At 37.9% G+C, this 18,961-nt stretch carries 15 protein-coding genes; 13 read left to right on the top strand and 2 right to left on the bottom strand.

From position 1 onward, the window contains the following. Position 1: 1 nt before the first annotated feature. Together AC3E9F_RS04905 and AC3E9F_RS04910 are read right to left on the bottom strand one after the other, a co-directional pair. Positions 2–1,477 carry an AcpB/EbpR/MafR family transcriptional regulator gene (locus AC3E9F_RS04905; protein WP_490672873.1) on the bottom strand — a complete coding sequence of 492 codons (1,476 nt, stop codon included), beginning with the start codon at positions 1,475–1,477 and terminating at the stop codon, positions 2–4. Between the two features lie 157 nt (positions 1,478–1,634). Beyond that, on the bottom strand, positions 1,635–3,119 hold the full coding sequence (locus AC3E9F_RS04910) for a DUF1846 domain-containing protein (protein WP_263394406.1): 1,485 nt from the start codon (positions 3,117–3,119) through the stop codon (positions 1,635–1,637). Between the two features lie 153 nt (positions 3,120–3,272). On the opposite strand from AC3E9F_RS04910, the gene AC3E9F_RS04915 reads away from it, so the two are divergent. The 13 genes from AC3E9F_RS04915 (at position 3,273) to AC3E9F_RS04975 (ending at position 18,959) form a co-directional block, all read left to right on the top strand. After that, positions 3,273–4,883 (top strand): glycoside hydrolase family 13 protein, encoded by a 1,611-nt coding sequence (locus AC3E9F_RS04915; RefSeq protein ID WP_263394407.1) that lies wholly within the window; start codon positions 3,273–3,275, stop codon positions 4,881–4,883. Between the two features lie 167 nt (positions 4,884–5,050). After that, on the top strand, positions 5,051–7,018 hold the full coding sequence (locus AC3E9F_RS04920; protein ID WP_490672874.1) for a peptide ABC transporter substrate-binding protein: 1,968 nt from the start codon (positions 5,051–5,053) through the stop codon (positions 7,016–7,018). Positions 7,019–7,178: 160 nt separating this feature from the next. Next, entirely contained in the window at positions 7,179–9,137 is a 1,959-nt protein-coding gene (locus tag AC3E9F_RS04925; protein WP_263394409.1) for a peptide ABC transporter substrate-binding protein, read from the top strand. A gap of 195 nt (positions 9,138–9,332) precedes the next feature. Next, positions 9,333–10,781, top strand: coding sequence for an LCP family glycopolymer transferase CpsA (cpsA, locus tag AC3E9F_RS04930; protein ID WP_263394410.1), 1,449 nt, complete (start codon positions 9,333–9,335; stop codon positions 10,779–10,781). A 1-nt stretch (position 10,782) separates the two neighbouring features. Then, the gene (gene cps4B, locus AC3E9F_RS04935; RefSeq protein WP_263394411.1) at positions 10,783–11,514 is read left to right on the top strand and encodes a capsular polysaccharide biosynthesis protein Cps4B; all 732 of its coding nucleotides are present in this window, start codon (positions 10,783–10,785) and stop codon (positions 11,512–11,514) included. Positions 11,515–11,522: 8 nt separating this feature from the next. After that, the gene (locus tag AC3E9F_RS04940; RefSeq protein WP_263394412.1) at positions 11,523–12,215 is read left to right on the top strand and encodes a capsular polysaccharide biosynthesis protein; all 693 of its coding nucleotides are present in this window, start codon (positions 11,523–11,525) and stop codon (positions 12,213–12,215) included. Between the two features lie 10 nt (positions 12,216–12,225). Beyond that, positions 12,226–12,918 (top strand): tyrosine-protein kinase, encoded by a 693-nt coding sequence (locus tag AC3E9F_RS04945; protein WP_263394413.1) that lies wholly within the window; start codon positions 12,226–12,228, stop codon positions 12,916–12,918. A 22-nt stretch (positions 12,919–12,940) separates the two neighbouring features. Then, positions 12,941–14,311 carry a sugar transferase gene (locus tag AC3E9F_RS04950; protein WP_195184123.1) on the top strand — a complete coding sequence of 457 codons (1,371 nt, stop codon included), beginning with the start codon at positions 12,941–12,943 and terminating at the stop codon, positions 14,309–14,311. Positions 14,312–14,315: 4 nt separating this feature from the next. Continuing rightward, on the top strand, positions 14,316–15,101 hold the full coding sequence (locus AC3E9F_RS04955) for a LicD family protein (protein ID WP_195184122.1): 786 nt from the start codon (positions 14,316–14,318) through the stop codon (positions 15,099–15,101). A gap of 19 nt (positions 15,102–15,120) precedes the next feature. Further along, positions 15,121–15,843 (top strand): WecB/TagA/CpsF family glycosyltransferase, encoded by a 723-nt coding sequence (locus AC3E9F_RS04960; protein ID WP_195184138.1) that lies wholly within the window; start codon positions 15,121–15,123, stop codon positions 15,841–15,843. Continuing rightward, a complete protein-coding gene (locus AC3E9F_RS04965; RefSeq protein ID WP_195184121.1) occupies positions 15,818–16,903 on the top strand; it encodes a glycosyltransferase family 4 protein in 1,086 nt (361 codons plus the stop codon). The genes AC3E9F_RS04960 and AC3E9F_RS04965 overlap by 26 nt, the downstream gene beginning before the upstream one ends. Next, complete coding sequence (gene wecB / locus AC3E9F_RS04970; protein WP_263394414.1) at positions 16,900–17,994, top strand: non-hydrolyzing UDP-N-acetylglucosamine 2-epimerase; 1,095 nt, start codon at positions 16,900–16,902, stop codon at positions 17,992–17,994. The genes AC3E9F_RS04965 and wecB overlap by 4 nt, the downstream gene beginning before the upstream one ends. Continuing rightward, positions 17,994–18,959: a glycosyltransferase family 2 protein gene (locus AC3E9F_RS04975; protein ID WP_263394415.1), complete on the top strand. Its 966-nt coding sequence runs from the start codon at positions 17,994–17,996 to the stop codon at positions 18,957–18,959. Before wecB ends, AC3E9F_RS04975 begins: the two co-directional genes overlap by 1 nt. The last annotated feature ends 2 nt before the right edge of the window (positions 18,960–18,961 follow it).

Genomic DNA, 18,961 nt, shown 5'->3' on the forward strand with positions numbered 1-18,961 from the left:
ATTATAAATCTTGCATGGAATTCTTATTGAGTTCGTTGACAACTTGCAGGATAGATAGTCGGCTAATGTTCATGATTCGCTTATTATCGATTTCTTTAATATCAAAATTAGTGATAATAGCGTCATAGTCACTTTGCCTAATTTCTTCGATATTTAGGGTTTCTTTATCCCAAGTTTCATACTGGATGTTATTTGAAGTATGGAATTCGTAGAGAGATATCAAAAATTCTGGATGAGCAAAGTCATACTCACTGAGAACTAAGACTTTGACTTTCTTTTTATGTTCAAATAATTGATCTGTAAGCCCCTCTGCGTGAGTAAATAGGGTGTAAATCAGGTGAGAAAGAGCAGGTATCTTCTCCTTTTGTCCCATAATATTCTTATAGCGCATCATTTCAAAGACTGTTGCTTCATAAAAATTAGGGAAGAATTTTTTAATCTTTCCAAGTGTATAGTCTTTATTTTGTGAAATGATCGATTCGGAGTTGATTTCTCTTCGCTCGAGTAAGGCAGTATTGTGCAAGTTCCAAATTAAAGTATCCGTATTTGAAAATTGGACGCCAAATTTTCGAGTTAAGTTGTCCAGAATGTCTCGTGCAGCATGATAGGACAAATTAACTTTTTCGTCAGATTGACGAGCAGCTAGAAAGTCTTCGACTGTGAAGAAGAGGCTAGGTTCAGCAAATGGACTGAAGATTTGATAGAGATTTTCCGGATTGATATCAATGTTAAGTCCTTGGGCCAATTCTTGTAACTGATGCTGAAAATCGGGTAGTTGGTCGAAAATAGGATTTAACCAGGAAATATTTTGTTTCGATAACTGAACGAAATATCCTCTCTTCATTCGGTGCAAATCGACTGTAGCCTGCGTTCTGATTTGGTAAAGATTTTGATATTTTGCAGGGAATTTCGCCAAATTGATGAAGAAAGAGACAAAATCATTTATATTTTCTTCCTTAACCTCCTCAAAGGGCCAGTCCAGAAAATTATAAGCTTCGTGGAAAAATTGGGAGAAGAAAAATCGAATATCTTTTTCATCTCCAATAATAGAGATTGGGGTTACCTTGAGCTTAAAGCGGTAAGTTCCATCAAGTGTCTTATTGATATCCGCAATTTTCTTTCTCAAAGAAGGAAGGGAAATATCCAGAAATTCGGCAAGATGCTCATAGGTAAAGGGGCTGTCCAACAGGAAAAATGCTTTTAAAATTTGAAAATACTCAGACGTCTGTAAAAAATATTGGTAAATTCGCTCGATGCCATTATTTTTCGTATTCACCATCATAATCCCCGCAGTTGAGTGTCGAATATCAAAATCAGGAAAGATTTCACGTAATTCTTTGATATCACTTTTAATGATGCGAGCATTGTGTCCAATGGTTTTAGATAAATCATCCAGGTAAATCCAATCAGGATTTTCAAACAAATATTCTAAAATCTTTAATTGCCTTTGCTCTTTTTGACTGAGTAATTCTCTCATTTTTAATAAACTCCCGAAGTAATGTTAGAATAATTAGAAAAGAAGATAATTGGAGATTGTCAGAATTCTAGCATAAAAGAAAGTCACCCCTTAAGAGAGATTCGAAGTCTATCGAAGAGGGGTGATACTTGATAAGAAGTTCTTACTAGTTTTCAATCTACTTACGATATAAACGGTCGTATTGGTAGTAGGGATCAAAGGTTACGTTAATTCCTAATTTACGGAGAACATTCTTATCTTCGTCCGTTAAGATGATCGTAGAATGAGCTTCGCTACCTTTGAGATTTCCGAGTTCTTTCATAGCACGGTCTGCATCAGGATTCTGCATAGCTGTAATTGCAAGAGCGATGAGAATCTCGTTAGAATGAAGACGTGGATTGCGACTGCCTAAGTGATTGATTTTCAAACCTTGGATTGGTTTCACCACTTCTGGTTCAATCAATTTTGTTTCAGCATCGATGTTAGCTGACTTTTTAATAGCATTGATCACAGCAGCAGCTGTCGGACCAAAGAGTTCTGAATTCTTACCAGTGACGATTTCACCAGAAGGTAACTCAAGTGCTAGAGCTGGTCCGCCTGTTTCTTCAGCTTTTTGTCGAGCAACTGTAGCTACCTTGCGGTCTGCTGGAGTGATACCAAGGTCGTTCATGAGAAGTTCAATTTTCTTGACAGCAGATTCAGCAACCTTTTCAGCTTTAAAATCGAGAACGGTTTGGTAGTAGCGGCGAATAATTTCTTGTTTTGATGCTTCAACTGCAGCGTCGTTATCAGTGATTGCAAAACCAACCATATTTACACCCATGTCAGTTGGAGATGCATAAGGAGATTCACCCAAGATACGTTCGAGCATACGCTTGAGAACAGGGAAAATTTCGATATCACGATTATAGTTGACGGTAGTTTCTCCATAAGTTTGTAGATGGAATGGGTCAATCATATTGACATCGTCAAGGTCTGCAGTAGCAGCCTCATAAGCCAAGTTAACCGGATGATGCAGTGGAAGGTTCCATACTGGGAAGGTTTCAAACTTAGCATAACCAGATTTGATGCCATTCAGTTGGTCGTGGTACATGTTAGACATACAAGTTGCCAACTTACCTGAACCAGGTCCAGGAGCAGTCACGACAATTAAATTGCGACTCGTTTTGATATAGTCGTTTTTCCCCATACCTTCAGGAGAGATGATATGGTCCATATCTGTCGGATAACCCTTGATTGGGTAGTGGAGATAAGAGTCAATCCCATTTTTAGCTAATTGATTACGGAATGTATCTGCAGCAGGTTGACCAGCGTATTGTGTGATAACAACAGAACCAACAAAGATTCCCAATTCGTTAAATTTATCAATCAAACGAAGCACTTCTTGGTCGTAAGAAATACCCAAGTCACCACGAGCCTTTGAGTGCTCGATATTGCTAGCGTTAATGGCAATCACAACCTCGACTTGTTCTTTCAACTCTTGCAAGAGTTTGATTTTGTTATCCGGCTCATATCCAGGAAGGACACGGGCAGCGTGGAAGTCCTCCAACATCTTGCCTCCAAACTCCAAGTAGAGCTTGCCGTCAAATTGGTTGATGCGTTCCAAGATATGGTCGCGTTGCAGATTCAAATATTTTTCAGAACTAAAAGCTTGTTTTTTCATTTTTTTACCTCTGTTTTCTATTATATAAAAAAAATAGAAGATAAGAAACTAGAGAGTCACAAAAGTAAGAAAAAAAGATAAAGCAAACGCTTGCATAAAATTATGAAAAGCGCTATCATAGACCATAGATTATTAAAATAATGAGGTGAAAAGATGCAAGAAAAATGGTGGCACAATGCCGTAGTCTATCAAGTCTACCCTAAAAGTTTTAAGGATAGTAATGGGGATGGAATTGGTGATTTGCCTGGAATTACTAGCAAGTTAGATTATTTAGCTAAGCTTGGGATTACAGCAATTTGGCTTTCGCCAGTTTACGATAGCCCTATGGATGACAATGGTTATGATATTGCCAATTATCAAGACATTGCTTCTATCTTTGGAACCATGGAAGACATGGACGAGCTGATTGCTGAAGCTAAAAAAAGAGATATTCGAATCATTATGGATTTGGTTGTCAATCATACATCCGATGAGCATGCTTGGTTTATTGAAGCGTGTGAAAATCCTCAAAGTCCCAAACGTGACTACTATATTTGGCGAGATAAACCCAATGATTTAACCTCTACTTTTAGTGGTTCTGCATGGGAATATGATGAAAAATCGGGTCAACACTATCTACACTTTTTCAGTAAGAAACAACCAGACCTCAACTGGGAAAACGAAGAGCTCCGTCATAAAATCTATGAGATGATGAATTTCTGGATTGATAAAGGGATTGGTGGATTCCGTATGGACGTTATTGACATGATTGGGAAGATACCTGACCAGAAGATTGTCAACAATGGTCCCATGCTTCATCCCTACCTCAAGGAAATGAATCAGGCTACTTTCGGCGGCAAAGACCTTTTGACAGTAGGGGAAACTTGGGGGGCAAATCCAGAAGAGGCCAAGAAATATTCGAATCCAGAAGGTCAAGAGTTGTCTATGGTCTTCCAGTTTGAACATATCTGTCTTCAGTATCAGGAAGGACAACCTAAGTGGCAGTACCAAAAAGAGCTAAATGTTGGGAAATTAAAAGAGATTTTCAATAAATGGCAGACAGAATTAGGAGTTGAAGAGGGCTGGAATTCCCTATTTTGGAATAACCACGACCTTCCACGAATCGTTTCTATCTGGGGTGATGAAGGCCAATACCGTGAGAAGTCAGCCAAGGCTTTTGCGATTTTACTTCACTTGATGAGAGGGACACCCTATATCTATCAAGGTGAAGAAATCGGTATGACCAATTTCCCATTTGAAAGCTTGGAGCAAGTTGAAGATATTGAGTCTGTCAACTACGCCAAAGAAGCGCTTGAGCAAGGTGTTCCACTCGAGCAAATTATGGACAGTATTCGTACAGTAGGGCGAGACAATGCCCGTACCCCAATGCAATGGGATGCTAGCGATTATGCTGGATTTTCAAATGTGAAGCCTTGGTTGGGAGTTAATCCAAACTATGCGAAGATAAATGTAGAAGAGGCTTTAGCAAATCCAGATTCTATCTTTTATACCTATCAAAAACTAGTCCAACTTCGCAAGGAGAACAGCTGGTTGGTTCAAGCTGACTTTGAATTATTAGAAACAGCTGAGAAAATCTTTTCCTATATTCGCAAGGATGGGAAACGCCGTTTCCTAGTAGTCGTTAACCTCTCAAGTCAAGAACAAGAATTTCACTTTGATGGAGTTCTAAAATCAATCTTAGTTGCGAATACCGAGGTTCAAGAAAAACTCGAACAACTAAGACTAGCCCCATGGGATGCATTCTGTGTCGAATTAGACAATTAAACCTAAAAACTCAAGTATCTAAGATGCTTGAGTTTTTTCTAAAATAAGTATAGAAATTTCTTTAAAAAATATTATTTTGAATTTTCTAAAAAATGCCATGAAAACCCTTGCTTTTATAAAAAAATAGGGTATAATGGTGAAAAATAGTATTTTAAAGGAGAATACCGATGAAATCGAAAAAGTTGCTCGCAGTAGCAGGGATAACGATGAGTGCAGCTCTTCTTTTAGCAGCTTGTAGCAAGACTGAGAAAAAAGCAGATGCTCCTACAACATTTTCATATGTATATGCCATTGATCCAACAACATTGGACTATAGCGTAACTAGTAAAAGTTCGACATCAGACGTCATCGCTAACCTGGTCGACGGACTCTTGGAAAATGACAAATACGGGAACTTGATTCCATCTCTTGCTGAAGATTGGTCGGTTTCACAGGATGGTTTGACCTATACCTACAAGCTACGCAAAGGTGTCAAATGGTATACTTCTGAAGGTGAAGAGTACGCCGAGGTCAAGGCTCAAGACTTTGTGACTGGTTTGAAGCATGCTGCTGATGGTAAGTCAGATGGCCTTACACTTATCCAAGACTCTATCAAAGGTTTGGCAGAGTACGTTAGCGGTGAAACAAATGACTTCTCGACTGTCGGTGTCAAAGCAGTTGACGACTACACTGTTCAATATACCTTGAATCAACCAGAAAGCTTCTGGAATTCTAAGGTAACAACAGCGACTATGCTCCCAGTCAATGAAGAATTCCTAAATTCACAAGGTAAAGATTATGGTGCAGCAGCTCCTTCAGGTATTCTCTACAATGGACCATATATTTTGAAGAACTTCACTTCAAAATCAGTCATTGAGTACGAAAAAAATCCAAATTATTGGGACAAAGACAATGTTAAGATTGACCACGTCAAGCTTACTTTCTACGATGGTTCTGACCAAGAATCATTGATTCGTAGCTTTGCATCAGGGGCCTATACAACAGCACGCCTTTTCCCAACTAGTTCAAGCTTTGATTCAACTAAGAAAGAATACGGCGACAAAATTGTTTATAGCCCGCAAGAAGCGACTAGCTATTACTTTACCTTCAACGTAAATCGTCAGTCTTACAATAAAACAGCCAAGACAGACGAAGCGCAAAAGACTTCTACAAAAGAAGCACTTCTCAATAAAAACTTCCGCCAGGCAATCAACTTTGCCCTTGACCGTCATTCATACTCTGCGCAGATGAATGGTGAAGAGGGTGCAGACAAGATTATCCGTACCAGTCTTGTACCTTATGACTTTGTTCAGGTTGGTGAAAAGACCTTCGGTGAACTGGCTCAAGAGCAATTGGTAACATACGGAGACCAGTGGAAAGATGTAGCGTTGACAGATGGTAAGGATACTCTTTACAATCCAACAAAAGCAAAAGCTGCCTTTGAAAAAGCAAAATCAGAATTGCAAGCCAAGGGTGTAACCTTCCCTATTCACTTGGATATTCCAGTTGAGCAAACAGATGTCATCGCTGTACAGCAAACCAACTCTCTTAAACAGTCTATCGAAGCAGCACTTGGAAGTGAAAATGTCGTCATCGATGTGCTTCAAATGACTGATAATGAAAAAATGAGTATTACTTCTCAAGCCAAGGTTCCTTCTCAAAAAGACTACGATTTGAACGGAACTGGTTGGGGACCAGACTATCAAGACCCAGCTACCTATCTCAATATCCTAGATGCTAAGAAGGGATCTGCCCTTAAACACTTGGGTATTACAAAAGGTAAAGATCCAGAAGTGATGGCTCAAGTTGGACTTGATGAATACAAGAAGCTCTTGGACGATGCAGCATCTGAAACGAGCGATCTGAACAAACGCTATGAAAAATATGCCAAAGCACAAGCTTGGGTATCTGATAGCTCACTCCTCATCCCTGTAGCATCTTCAGGTGGTTCTCCGACCGTGAGTCGTACAGTGCCATTTACAAAAGCCTACTCTCAGGTTGGAATCAAGGGTGATCCATTTGTCTTCAAAGGTTTAGAGTTGCAAAATGATATTGTAACCGCTAAAGAATACGAAGAAGCTCTCAAGAAATGGCAAAAAGAGAAAATTGAAACTAATGCCAAGTATCAGAAAGAGTTAGCCAACCACGTTAAATAATCTGTACAATACTGAAAGAAATCCAGTTTTTATGCTGGGTTTCTTTCTTTTTTTCATCTTAGTGACGGGTAGCAAAAAATTAAATAACTTTACTTTTAGGATAAAATTTGATAAAATCATCTTATGTTATAAAACCTAACATATAAGGAGAAGTTGAATCATGAAACTCAAAAAACGATTGATTGGAGCGGGATTGACACTTGCTGCTGCGGTCTTATTGACTGCATGTGGGAAATCCGCAACAGATGCTAAAACCTATTCGTCAACATTTGGTGCAGATCCAACAACCTTCAACTACCTTTTGGATTATTCTGGTGACAATACTAGTGTGATTACCAACTTAGTAGATGGTTTGCTTGAAAATGACAATTATGGGAATCTCATTCCTGCTCTTGCAGAAGATTGGAGTGTTTCGAAGGATGGTTTAACTTATACCTACAAACTTCGCCAGGATGCCAAGTGGTTTACAGCTGACGGTGAAGAATACGCTCCCCTTAAAGCACAAGACTTTGTAACTGGTATCAAATACGCTGCTGACAACAAGGGGCAAGCTCTCGATTTGATTCAGAACTCTATCAAGGGTTTGGATGATTATGTAACAGGTGCTAATACTGACTTTTCAAATGTTGGTGTTAAAGCTATAGATGATTACACTGTCCAATATACTTTGACACGTCCAGAACCATTCTGGAACTCTAAAACAACTAATAGCATCCTCTTCCCAGTTAATGAAGAATTCCTAGCTTCTAAAGGTAAAGACTTCGGAACATTGAAACCTGATAGCATTCTTTATAGCGGACCATATTTGTTAAGAGATTTTACATCTAAGTCATCTATTGAGTATGTGAAGAATCCACATTATTATGATCAAGAAAAAGTAACGATTGAAAAGGTAAAATTGGCGTACTTTGACGGTTCAGACCAAGACTTGACAATCCGTAACTTCGAAAATGGTGCCTACTCATCTGCAGGTGTTTATCCAAACAGTTCGAACTTTGCGAAGACCAAGGAAAAATACAAGGACAACATCGTCTATAGCTTGCAAGATGCGACATCTTGGTACTACAACTTTAACGTTAACCGTGGTGCTTATAACCACACTGCGAAAACAAGCGACGATCAAAAACAGGCAACTCAAGCTGCAGTTTTGAATAAAAACTTCCGTCAGGCCATCAACTTTGCTATTGACCGTACAGCATACTCAGCTCAATCAAACGGTGAAGAAGCGGCTAAAAATACTCTTCGTAACACGCTTGTGCCACCAACTTTCGTGCAAGTAGGTGACAAGACTTTTGGTGAAACAGTTGCTTCAAAATTGGTCAACTATGGCACACAATGGTCAAATATGAATCTTGAAGATGCTCAAGACGGCTACTTCAATAAAGAAAAAGCACAAGCTCAGTTTGCAGAGGCTAAAAAAGAATTAGAAGACCAAGGTGTAACTTTCCCAATTCATTTGGACTTGCCAGTGGATCAAGTTAATAAGACCTTGCTTGCAGGAACAAACTCAATCAAGCAATCAATCGAATCAACACTTGGTTCTGAAAATGTTGTGGTTGATGTTATCCAATTGTCTACGGATGATTATACAAATGCAACGGTTCAAGCTCCAACTCCAGCAGATCATGATTATGATTTGAACTTGGATGGATGGTCAGCTGACTACCAAGATCCTTCAACTTACCTCAATCCTTTCAATGCTGAGGATGGATTCTATCTCAAAATCTTAGGACTTGATCCAAGCAAAGACGCAGGTAAGATTACTAGTCTAGGTTTGGACCAATATACTCAAAAATTAAAAACAGCAGATGCAGAAAATACAGATGTTGCTAAACGCTATGAAAACTATGCAGATGCACAAGCTTGGTTGATTGATAGTTCTCTTCTAATCCCAGTTGTGTCAAATGGTGGTGGGGCTTCGGTGACACGCGTGACACCATTTACACGTGCTTACTCATTAGTTGGTATTAAAGGAACTGGAAGCAACTACAAGTATATGAGATTGCAAACAGAAGTGGTGACAACTGCTCAATTTGACGAAGCCAAAGCCAAATGGGAACAAGAACGTAAAAATTCAGTCGAAAAGAGTCAAAAAGAATTCGAAAGTCACGTTAAATAATAAAAAATAGAGCTTTTCAAAAGCTCTATTTTTTATTTTGATTGTGTTTTGAAAACATAAAAAGCATCAAAAACTATAGTAAATATAAAAAATGCAAATGCTTTCAAAAAAGTAAGCGCTTCCTTGACCAGTATTGATAGCCTTAAGAGGCATTTTATGATATAATTAAATTAAAATGTTTTGAAGAGGTGTTCCATGAAAAATAGACGTATTAAAAAAGGAAAATCTAGTAAGTTCCAGCAGAGTTTAAATGTAGGTTTGTTGCTAATCTATGCTGTTCTTGCTTCTTTTTTATTGTTTCTGATTTTTAGATATCAGATTTTAGCAGTTAGCTATTTTAATGTTATATTGGCAGTTGTTTTAGTTCTTATCGCTTTATTGTCTCTGTTGCTGATAGTAAAACAAAAAGCCAAAATTTTTACCTTGATAGTGCTATTGCTATCGGTCTTATTCAGCTCTCTAGCTTTGGTAGCTGTAAATCGCTTTATCGGTATTGCCAATCAATTTAATGCAACGTCAAATTATTCAAGCTACACTATGAGTGTGGCCGTGCTAGCAGACAGTGAAATCAATAATGTTTCTCAGCTTTCCAGTGTAACTGCTCCAACAGGAACAGATGCTGAGAATATCCAAAAATTGATAGATGATATTAAAACAACTCAAAGCAAGGAATTGGCAGTCGAGAAAGCTTCTTCTTACCTAGCAGCCTATAAGAGTTTGTTAGACGGAGAAACCAAAGCGATTGTCTTAAACGGCGTCTTTGAAAATCTGATTGAACAGGAATATCCTGACTACGCTAAGAAGATCAAGAAAATCTATACCAAGGATTTGACTAAGAAAGTGGAAGCACCTAAGGCGGTTACAGGAAATTCTTTCAATGTCTATATCAGCGGTATTGACACCTATGGTCCTATCAGTTCTGTTTCCCGTTCAGATGTCAATATCATCATGACAGTGAATCAAGATACTAAGAAGATTCTCTTGACGACAACTCCTCGAGATGCCTATGTCCCTATTGCAGATGGGGGAAACAACCAAAACGATAAGTTGACGCATGCAGGTATCTATGGTGTAGATGCTTCTATCCATACCTTAGAAAATCTTTATGGTATCGACTTGAACTACTATGCCCGTCTCAATTTCACGTCTTTCTTGAAGTTGATTGACCTTCTCGGAGGCGTGGATGTCTATAACGACCAAGAGTTCACATCGCGTCACGGACAATACCATTTCCCAGTTGGCAATGTTCATTTAGATTCTGAGCAAGCTTTGGGATTTGTTCGTGAACGCTATTCGCTTGCTAATGGTGACGGTGATCGTGGTCGTAACCAACAAAAAGTCATTGCGGCTATTATCCAGAAATTGACTTCAGCGGAATCTCTGAAAAACTATGACAGCATTATTCAAAGCTTGCAGGATTCGATCCAGACCAATATGCCACCAGAAACAATGGTTAGTCTTGTCAATACTCAGTTGGCAAGCGGTGGAAAATATACCGTTACCAATCAAGATCTGAAAGGGACTGGACGTATGGGTCTTCCGTCTTACGCCATGCCAGATAGCAATCTTTACATGTTAGAAATCGATCCAACAAGCTTGGAAGCTGTTAAAGCAGCCATTAAGGCTACCATGGAAGGAAAATAAGATGATTGACATTCATTCACATATTGTTTTCGATGTTGACGATGGACCTAAAAATAGAGTTGAGAGCAAGGCTCTCCTAGAGGAAGCTTACGCACAAGGTGTTCGTACTATTGTTTCGACCTCTCATCGTAGAAAAGGGATGTTTGAAACACCAGAGGACAAAATTGCAGCTAATTTTAGCGAAGTCAAACAGTTGGCTCAAGAAATTGCACCGGATTTGAAGATAGTGTACGGAGCTGAGATTTATTTTTCAAGTGATGTTTTAGAGAAACTTGAACAAAACATCATCCCAAAACTCAATGGAAGTCGTTATGCTTTGATTGAGTTTAGTATGAATACGCACTACAGAGACATTCATAGCGCTTTATCCAAAGTTCTCATGTTAGGGATTACACCTGTGGTTGCTCATATTGAGCGCTATCACACCTTGGAAAACGATGAGAAAAAGGTTAGAGAGCTCATCAATATGGGCTGCTATATGCAGATTAATAGTTCGAGTGTATTGAAGCCACGTATTTTCGGAGACACCTACAAGTTTATGAAAAAACGTGCTAGGTATTTCTTGGACAAGGACTTAGTTCATGTAGTGGCTAGCGATATGCATAATCTGGATAATCGTCCGCCTTATATGAAAGAAGCTTATGAGCTTATTGCTAAAAAATACGGAGCAGGAAAAGCTCGTGAGCTTTTTGAAACAAACCCATCAAACATTATAAATGACCAACTAATTTAGGAGAAATTATGAAAGAACAAGACAAAATTGAAATTGATGTATTTCAATTGGTAAAAGTGCTTTGGAAACGTAAATTCCTCATCGTCTTAACTGCAATAATAGCAGGCCTAGTAGCTTTTGCTTATAGCTCGTTTGTGATCAAACCTCAGTACACCAGTACTACCCGCATCTACGTTGTCAATCGTAACCAAGCAGATAAGCCTGGCTTGACCAACCAAGATTTGCAGGCAGGTGCTTATCTGGTAAAAGACTACCGTGAAATCATCCTTTCTCAGGATGTTCTTGAAAAAGTGGTGGCTGATCAAAAATTAACGATGGATGCGAAAACTCTTGGGAAGAAAGTTTCCGTAACAGTTCCTGCAGATACGCGTATCGTATCCATCTCAGTTCGAGATGGTAACCCTGAGGAAGCGAGTCGTATCGCCAATGCGCTCAGAGAAGTAGCGGCTCAGAAAATCATTTCTGTAACAAGAGTATCGGATGTAACCACACTTGAGGAAGCAAGACCAGCAACATCGCCATCTTCACCAAATATTCGTCGCAATACAATGATGGCCACTATAGCAGGTGTAGGATTCGTCACGGTTATCGTGCTTTTAGTTGAATTGTTGGATGATCGAGTGAAGCGTCCAGAAGATATCGAAGAAGTGATGCACCTCTCGCTTTTAGGTGTTATTCCAAATCTTGAGAAATTAAAGTAAAGAGGGAAATATGGCAAAGTTAGAATTATCACAACAACGATTAAACTCTGTAAAAAAAGCTGAGGAGTATTATAACGCACTACGGACCAACATCCAGTTGAGTGGAGATGGCCTCAAAGTGATTGCCCTTTCGTCGGTTAGACCTGGAGAAGGGAAGTCGACCACTTCAACCAATATAGCTTGGGCTTTCGCGCGTGCAGGTTATAAGACACTCCTTATCGATGCCGATATTCGTAATTCAGTCATGTCAGGTGTCTTCAAGTCTCGAGAAAAAATTACAGGTTTGACAGACTACTTATCAGGAACCAAAGATCTATCTCATGGTTTGTGTGAAACAAACGTAGAAAACTTGTTTGTCATTCAATCAGGTGCTGTCTCACCAAACCCAACTGCTCTTCTTCAAAGTGAAAAATTTGAAGCGATGATTGAGACTTTACGCAAATATTTTGACTATATCATTGTAGATACAGCCCCTATAGGAGTTGTCATTGATGCGGCTATTATCGTACAAAAATGTGATGCCTCTATCCTGGTGACTGAAGCCTCTGCAACAAAACGGAGAGAAGTTCAAAAAGCGAAAGATCAGTTAGAGCAAACAGGAACACCATTCTTAGGAGTTATTCTGAATAAATTTAATATTCAGCTTGAAAAATATGGTTCTTACGGATCATATGGGAACTACGGTTCCTACGGAAAGAAATAAGTAGGTAATAAGGGAGAAAAAAATGGAAGGAAGGGGTTTCTACAACGTAACTCTAGCGTTTATACAGAGTATACTGGTCAGTATATTAGCTTATATACTAATCTCTGTATCTGAAACAGAAATTGTTGCAAAAACGGTTTTTGTTCTGTATTTTCTTCATTTTGCAGCCTTCTATATCAGTGGCTACGGTAAGGATTTTTTTAAACGTAGTCAATCCGCCGAATTGATAGAAATAGTAAAATACATCATCTTTTTTGCATTGCTGATTAGTTTTTCTAGTTTTTTTCTGAAAAATCAATTTGTGATTTCTAGAAGGGGTATGATTTACTTCCTGTCTTTGTACGGAGTGTTTAATTATTTTCTGAGTTTTGTTATCAAAAAATATTGGGTCCATTTTAACCATAATTTAAAGGGAAGTCGTAAAATCATTTTGATTACTGCGACATCTCGAATTGAGAAAGTGATAGACCGCTTGTTGACTGCAAGTGATGTTGGCGGAAAACTTGTTGCTGTAAGTGTACTAGATAAACCGGATTTTAAACACAGTAAAGTAACGGTTATTCCTCGAGAAAACCTCATTAATTATGCAACTCATGAGGTAGTAGACGAAGTATTTGTAAACCTACCTAGTGAGGATTATGATATCGGTAGCATTATTTCACAATTTGAAACAATGGGAATTGATGTTACAGTCAATCTAAATGCCTTTGATAAAAATTTAGGTAGAAATAAGCAAATTCATGAGATGGCTGGTTTAAATGTAGTAACTTTTTCTACAAACTTATATAAACCGAGTCATATTATTGCCAAACGAATCATTGATATTTTAGGAGCAATTGTTGGGCTAATCATTTGTGGACTTGTAAGTATAGTCCTTGTTCCAATGATTCGAAAAGATGGTGGACCAGCAATCTTTTCTCAAACCCGAGTCGGTAAAAATGGTCGCTATTTCACTTTTTATAAGTTCCGATCTATGAGGGTAGATGCGGAAGAAATCAAGCAACAATTGATGGATCAAAATACCATGCAAGGTGGTATGTTTAAAATGGATAATGATCCTCGAGTTACAGAAATTGGACGCTTTATACGTAAAACTAGTATTGACGAGTTGCCACAGTTTTGGAACGTACTGATTGGGGACATGAGCTTAGTAGGGACTCGCCCTCCAACGGTTGATGAATACGAAAAATACACACCTGAACAAAAACGCCGATTGAGTTTTAAACCAGGCATTACTGGGCTATGGCAAATTAGTGGTAGAAGTGGAATTACCAACTTTGACGATGTTGTCAAACTAGATGTAGCTTATATCGATGATTGGACAATTTGGAAAGACTTCGAAATTTTATTAAAAACAGTAAAAGTAGTGTTGATGAGAGATGGAGCGAAATGATTCTATGAATAAAGTGAGAGAAATTCAATTAGGAGAGTTAACACTTTTAGAAAGTTATATCGATCTTTGTAAAAGACATGATTTGCGTTATTACGCCTTGGGTGGGACATTACTCGGTGCCATTCGTCATAAAGGATTTATCCCATGGGATGATGATATGGATTTAGGAATGCCTAGAAAAGATTATGAAAAATTCTTGACAATTTGTGAACAAGAGCTTCCTGAAAGTGTTATTTTAAGACTTCACGATGATAATCTAGGTAATACTTCGATTATGGATACTTCAATCCAAATTCAATTTGGTAATGAATGGTGTAGTCCTTTTATTGATATCTTTCCCTTAGATGGTTACCCAGAAGACGGAATCCATTACTGGTTGCATACGAATAAAATAAAATTCTATCGTGCTTTATCTAAAATTTCTGTTATCGATCGTATACATGAGAGAGATAGAGGCTCGTTCGAAAATGCGATTGTAAAAGTTTCAAAAAGTTTAAAATTAAATAAACTTTTAAACACTTCAAAAATTAATAAAAAATTGCAAAGTATCATCAAACAATATGATTACGAGACTAGTACTATGGTCGGGAATGTCTTGGGTTCCTATCGAGAACGTGAACTCGCAAGAAAAGAAGTGTTTGGGGAACCGCAATTACTAGAATTTGAAAGTTTACAAATAAGTTGTCATGCAAATCCCGATGAATATTTGACAAAAATATACGGTGATTACATGCAACTGCCAAAAGAAGCTGAGCGTAAGGGTCATTTTGAGTCTACGTGGGGAGATTGAATTGAATAGTTTTGATTTAATGGGGGTCAGAATTGACCCCTTAACAATGGACGAAACTGTCCAAGCCGTTGAAAAATTTGTTCTTGAACAACGTCCACTCCACCTAATGGGAGTGAATGCAGATAAAATTAATCAATGCCAAACAGATGAATCGATTAAAAAGATAGTGAACGATTCTGAAATCATTAATGCAGATGGTGCTTCAGTTGTTCTAGCTTCCCGTTTTTTGGGTTATCAAGTTCCTGAGAGAGTCGCTGGGATTGATTTGATGCAAAAGTTGCTCCATTTAGCCAATGAAAAGTCATATTCGGTTTATTTTTTTGGTGCCAAGGAAGAAGTTTTAATAGATATGTTGGAAATCTTTAAGAAAGATTATCCGAATTTACGAGTTCTTGGACATCGCAATGGTTATTTTTCTGAAGAAGATGAATATGGCATTCAAGAAGACATTCGTGAGAAAAATCCTGATTTTGTTTTTGTTGGGATCACCTCTCCTAAGAAAGAATACATCATTCAAAAATTTATGGATCAAGGTGTTAATTCTGTCTTTATGGGAGTCGGAGGTAGTTTTGACGTTTTATCTGGCCATATTAAACGAGCTCCTTTATGGATGCAAAATGCGCATCTTGAGTGGCTGTTCCGCGTGGCAAATGAACCTAGACGCCTCTTTAAACGTTATTTTGTAGGGAATGCCACTTTTATTAAGCGAGTTTTAGATGAAAAACGAAAATCGAAAAAATAGTATTTTACATATTTCGCGTACCATGGATATAGGTGGTGCAGAGCGTATTGTTTACCAGTTGAGCTCAGATTTAAAAGATGAGTTTGACAGTGTTCATGTCGCATCTACGGGTGGGCTTTGGGAGAGCGAACTGGCTGCTCAAGGGATTCAACATCATAAAATTTTAGATATCGATAGTAAAAATCCTGTGACGGTATTAAAGCTACTCTTTAGTATTCACCAGATTATCAAACAAAAAGGGATAACAATAGTCCACACTCATCATCGGATGGCTGCTTTTTATATCCGTTTATTAAAACTTGTTCATCCAAAATTGATACACGTTTATACAGCCCACAATGTCTTTAAAGATAAACTGCCTCTATATGGATTTGCTTTAAAAAATGCTAAAAGTGTGGCAGTGGGAGAAGCTGTAAATAAAAACTTAAAAGAAGATGTAGGTATTACTGATAGCAGGGTTATTTATAATGGAGTCGTTTTAAAAGAAACGGATGACCAGGTCGATGAGATTATCAGTTATGGTGGGATTAAACTTGGCTGTATTGCTAGGTTATCTGAGCAAAAAGGCTTGACTTATCTCCTTGATGCTATGTCTTTACTGACTATTAAGGATATTCGATTATTTATCGTTGGTGAAGGTGAGCTTCGAGAAGAGTTGGAAAACAAGGTTAAAGAACTAAATCTTCAAGATTCGGTAATTTTTTTAGGATATCGCAAGGATATCGTCGAATGTATCAATAGTTTTGATTTTTGTGTTTTGCCTTCAGTATTTGAAGGATTTGGTTTAGTTGCCATTGAGGCATTTATGAATAGTAAAACCTTAGTTGCGACGGATATACCGGGATTAAACGAAGTTGTAACAAATAAAAATGGGGTTTTAGTCCCAGCAAAAGACCCTGCTGCTCTAGCATCTGCTATTGATAAATTAGCTACAGATGCAACACTAAGACAGGAACTTGCTAGCCAAGCAAAAAAAGACTATGAAAACAGATTTAGTTATCCTATGTTTTTGGAAAACTATCGAGCATTGTATAGAGAAATACAGGGAGAACCAAAATGAAAAAAGTAATGTTGGTTTTTGGGACACGTCCAGAAGCAATCAAAATGTGTCCGTTAGTAAATGAGTTGAAGGAAAATGATTCAATCAAGACTATTGTCTGTGTAACTGGACAACATAAGGAAATGCTGGAGCAAGTTTTAGATGTCTTTAAGGTCGTTCCAGATTATGATTTGGGGATTATGAAGGCCAATCAAACTCTCTTTACAATTACGACTAGTATTCTAGATAAGATTCAAGCTGTGCTTGAACAAGAAAATCCTGATATCGTTCTTGTTCACGGTGATACAACTACGACTTTTGCTACGGCTTTAGCTGCATTTTATATGGGTATCAAGGTTGGGCATGTGGAAGCAGGTTTGCGAACTTATAATCTTCAAAGTCCGTTCCCTGAAGAATTCAACCGCCAAACCACTTCCATTATTGCAGATTATAATTTCGCCCCGACAGAAGTTGCAAAGGAAAATCTGCTAAAAGAAGGAAGAGAGAATATCTTTGTAACCGGGAATACCGTTATTGATGCTTTGAAGACAACTGTTCAAGAAGACTATGACCATCCAATTTTAGAATGGGCCAAGGGCAGCAAATTGATTATGTTGACAGCTCATCGACGTGAAAATCTTGGGCAACCAATGGAGCATATGTTTAATGCCGTTAATCGCATTTTAAATGAATTTGAGGATGTTAAGGTTGTTTACCCAATTCATAAAAATCCTAAAGTTCGTGAATTGGCAAGTAAAGTATTCGGCGATAATGAACGTATGAAAATCATTGAACCTTTAGAAGTCATCGATTTCCATAATTTTATGAATCAAAGCTATATGATTTTAACAGATTCAGGTGGAGTACAGGAAGAAGCGCCATCCTTAGGGAAACCAGTTTTGGTCATGCGAGATACAACAGAGCGACCAGAGGGGATTGCTGCTGGAACATTGAAATTAGTCGGTACGGAAGAAGAAAATATTTATACGAATTTTAAACTGCTTTTGGAAGATGAAACAGAATATAACAAGATGAGTAAGGCTAGCAACCCGTATGGAGATGGAAAGGCTTGTGAAAGAATCGTCGATATCATTTTGGAAGGATTATCATAATGGATAAGGTTTCTATTGTTGTTCCAGTATACAATGTTGAAGACTGTCTGAGCTATTGTGTAGATAGTCTACGACAACAGACCTATAAAAATATAGAAATTATACTGGTAGATGATGGTTCTACAGATCATTCTGGAGAAATTTGTGATCAGTATGCTCAGGAAGATGAGCGTATTAAAGTACTTCATATTGTTAATGGAGGTCAATCTCGTGCCAGAAATATTGGAGTCCAAGCATCATCTTCTGATTGGATTATGTTTTTAGATTCTGATGATTATTACGATTTGAAAGCCGTCGAGTATTTAGTTGCTTTAAGAGATAAATACGCAGTTGATTTAGTCGTAACATCAATTGTTGAAGTACGAACTTATCAAACGGAATTGAATACTCAGGACATTTCTCTTGAAAACAGTGAAAAACTAGACCGTTATACAGGCCTTGTTCGTATGTTTTACGGAAATAGTGTTGGAACACATCCAGGTGGTAAACTCTACAAGAAAGAGATTTTACTTCAGTATCCATATCCAGAGGGAATGATATACGAAGATTTAGCGATGGCTTACGAGCATATTCATTACTGTACTGAAATTGCGGTTGGGCATAGAAGTGTTTATAAGTACTACCGACGCATGGGAAGTACTGTTAATTCGAAGTATAGTGAACGTCTCTTGAATTTTTACAAGGCTATGGAATGGAACAGAGCCTATGTTGAAAGAGACTATCCTAATGATCAGGAAATGAGAAGAGCTTTAAATGTCCGCTACGTCTTTAATGGTCTACATGTTGTCCATGCTATGCTCAGTTCAGATATGTATTTGGATGTTAATAAAATCAGAAAAGAATACACTAGATATTTTAACGATATTATTCCTAATCCAAATATAACAGGGAAAAATAAAGTGAAATACTTGATGCTTTTGGTTTCTCCAAAACTGTATGAAAAAATTAGAGAGAAGATGGGTTAGGT

It is taken from the genome of Streptococcus sp. SCPM-O-B-15277 (M60) (assembly GCF_058200335.1).

Excerpts from the sequence above, each read along its gene's own strand:
- AC3E9F_RS04925 (WP_263394409.1), top strand. The coding sequence starts at position 7,179 with ATGAAACTCAAAAAACGATTGATTGGAGCGGGATTGACACTTGCTGCT.
- AC3E9F_RS04915 (WP_263394407.1), top strand. The coding sequence starts at position 3,273 with ATGCAAGAAAAATGGTGGCACAATGCCGTAGTCTATCAAGTCTACCCT.
- cpsA (WP_263394410.1), top strand. The coding sequence starts at position 9,333 with ATGAAAAATAGACGTATTAAAAAAGGAAAATCTAGTAAGTTCCAGCAG.
- AC3E9F_RS04910 (WP_263394406.1), bottom strand. The coding sequence starts at position 3,119 with ATGAAAAAACAAGCTTTTAGTTCTGAAAAATATTTGAATCTGCAACGC.
- cps4B (WP_263394411.1), top strand. The coding sequence starts at position 10,783 with ATGATTGACATTCATTCACATATTGTTTTCGATGTTGACGATGGACCT.
- AC3E9F_RS04940 (WP_263394412.1), top strand. The coding sequence starts at position 11,523 with ATGAAAGAACAAGACAAAATTGAAATTGATGTATTTCAATTGGTAAAA.
- AC3E9F_RS04945 (WP_263394413.1), top strand. The coding sequence starts at position 12,226 with ATGGCAAAGTTAGAATTATCACAACAACGATTAAACTCTGTAAAAAAA.
- AC3E9F_RS04960 (WP_195184138.1), top strand. The coding sequence starts at position 15,121 with ATGGGGGTCAGAATTGACCCCTTAACAATGGACGAAACTGTCCAAGCC.
- AC3E9F_RS04950 (WP_195184123.1), top strand. The coding sequence starts at position 12,941 with ATGGAAGGAAGGGGTTTCTACAACGTAACTCTAGCGTTTATACAGAGT.
- AC3E9F_RS04965 (WP_195184121.1), top strand. The coding sequence starts at position 15,818 with ATGAAAAACGAAAATCGAAAAAATAGTATTTTACATATTTCGCGTACC.
- AC3E9F_RS04920 (WP_490672874.1), top strand. The coding sequence starts at position 5,051 with ATGAAATCGAAAAAGTTGCTCGCAGTAGCAGGGATAACGATGAGTGCA.
- AC3E9F_RS04955 (WP_195184122.1), top strand. The coding sequence starts at position 14,316 with ATGAATAAAGTGAGAGAAATTCAATTAGGAGAGTTAACACTTTTAGAA.
- AC3E9F_RS04975 (WP_263394415.1), top strand. The coding sequence starts at position 17,994 with ATGGATAAGGTTTCTATTGTTGTTCCAGTATACAATGTTGAAGACTGT.
- wecB (WP_263394414.1), top strand. The coding sequence starts at position 16,900 with ATGAAAAAAGTAATGTTGGTTTTTGGGACACGTCCAGAAGCAATCAAA.
- AC3E9F_RS04905 (WP_490672873.1), bottom strand. The coding sequence starts at position 1,477 with ATGAGAGAATTACTCAGTCAAAAAGAGCAAAGGCAATTAAAGATTTTA.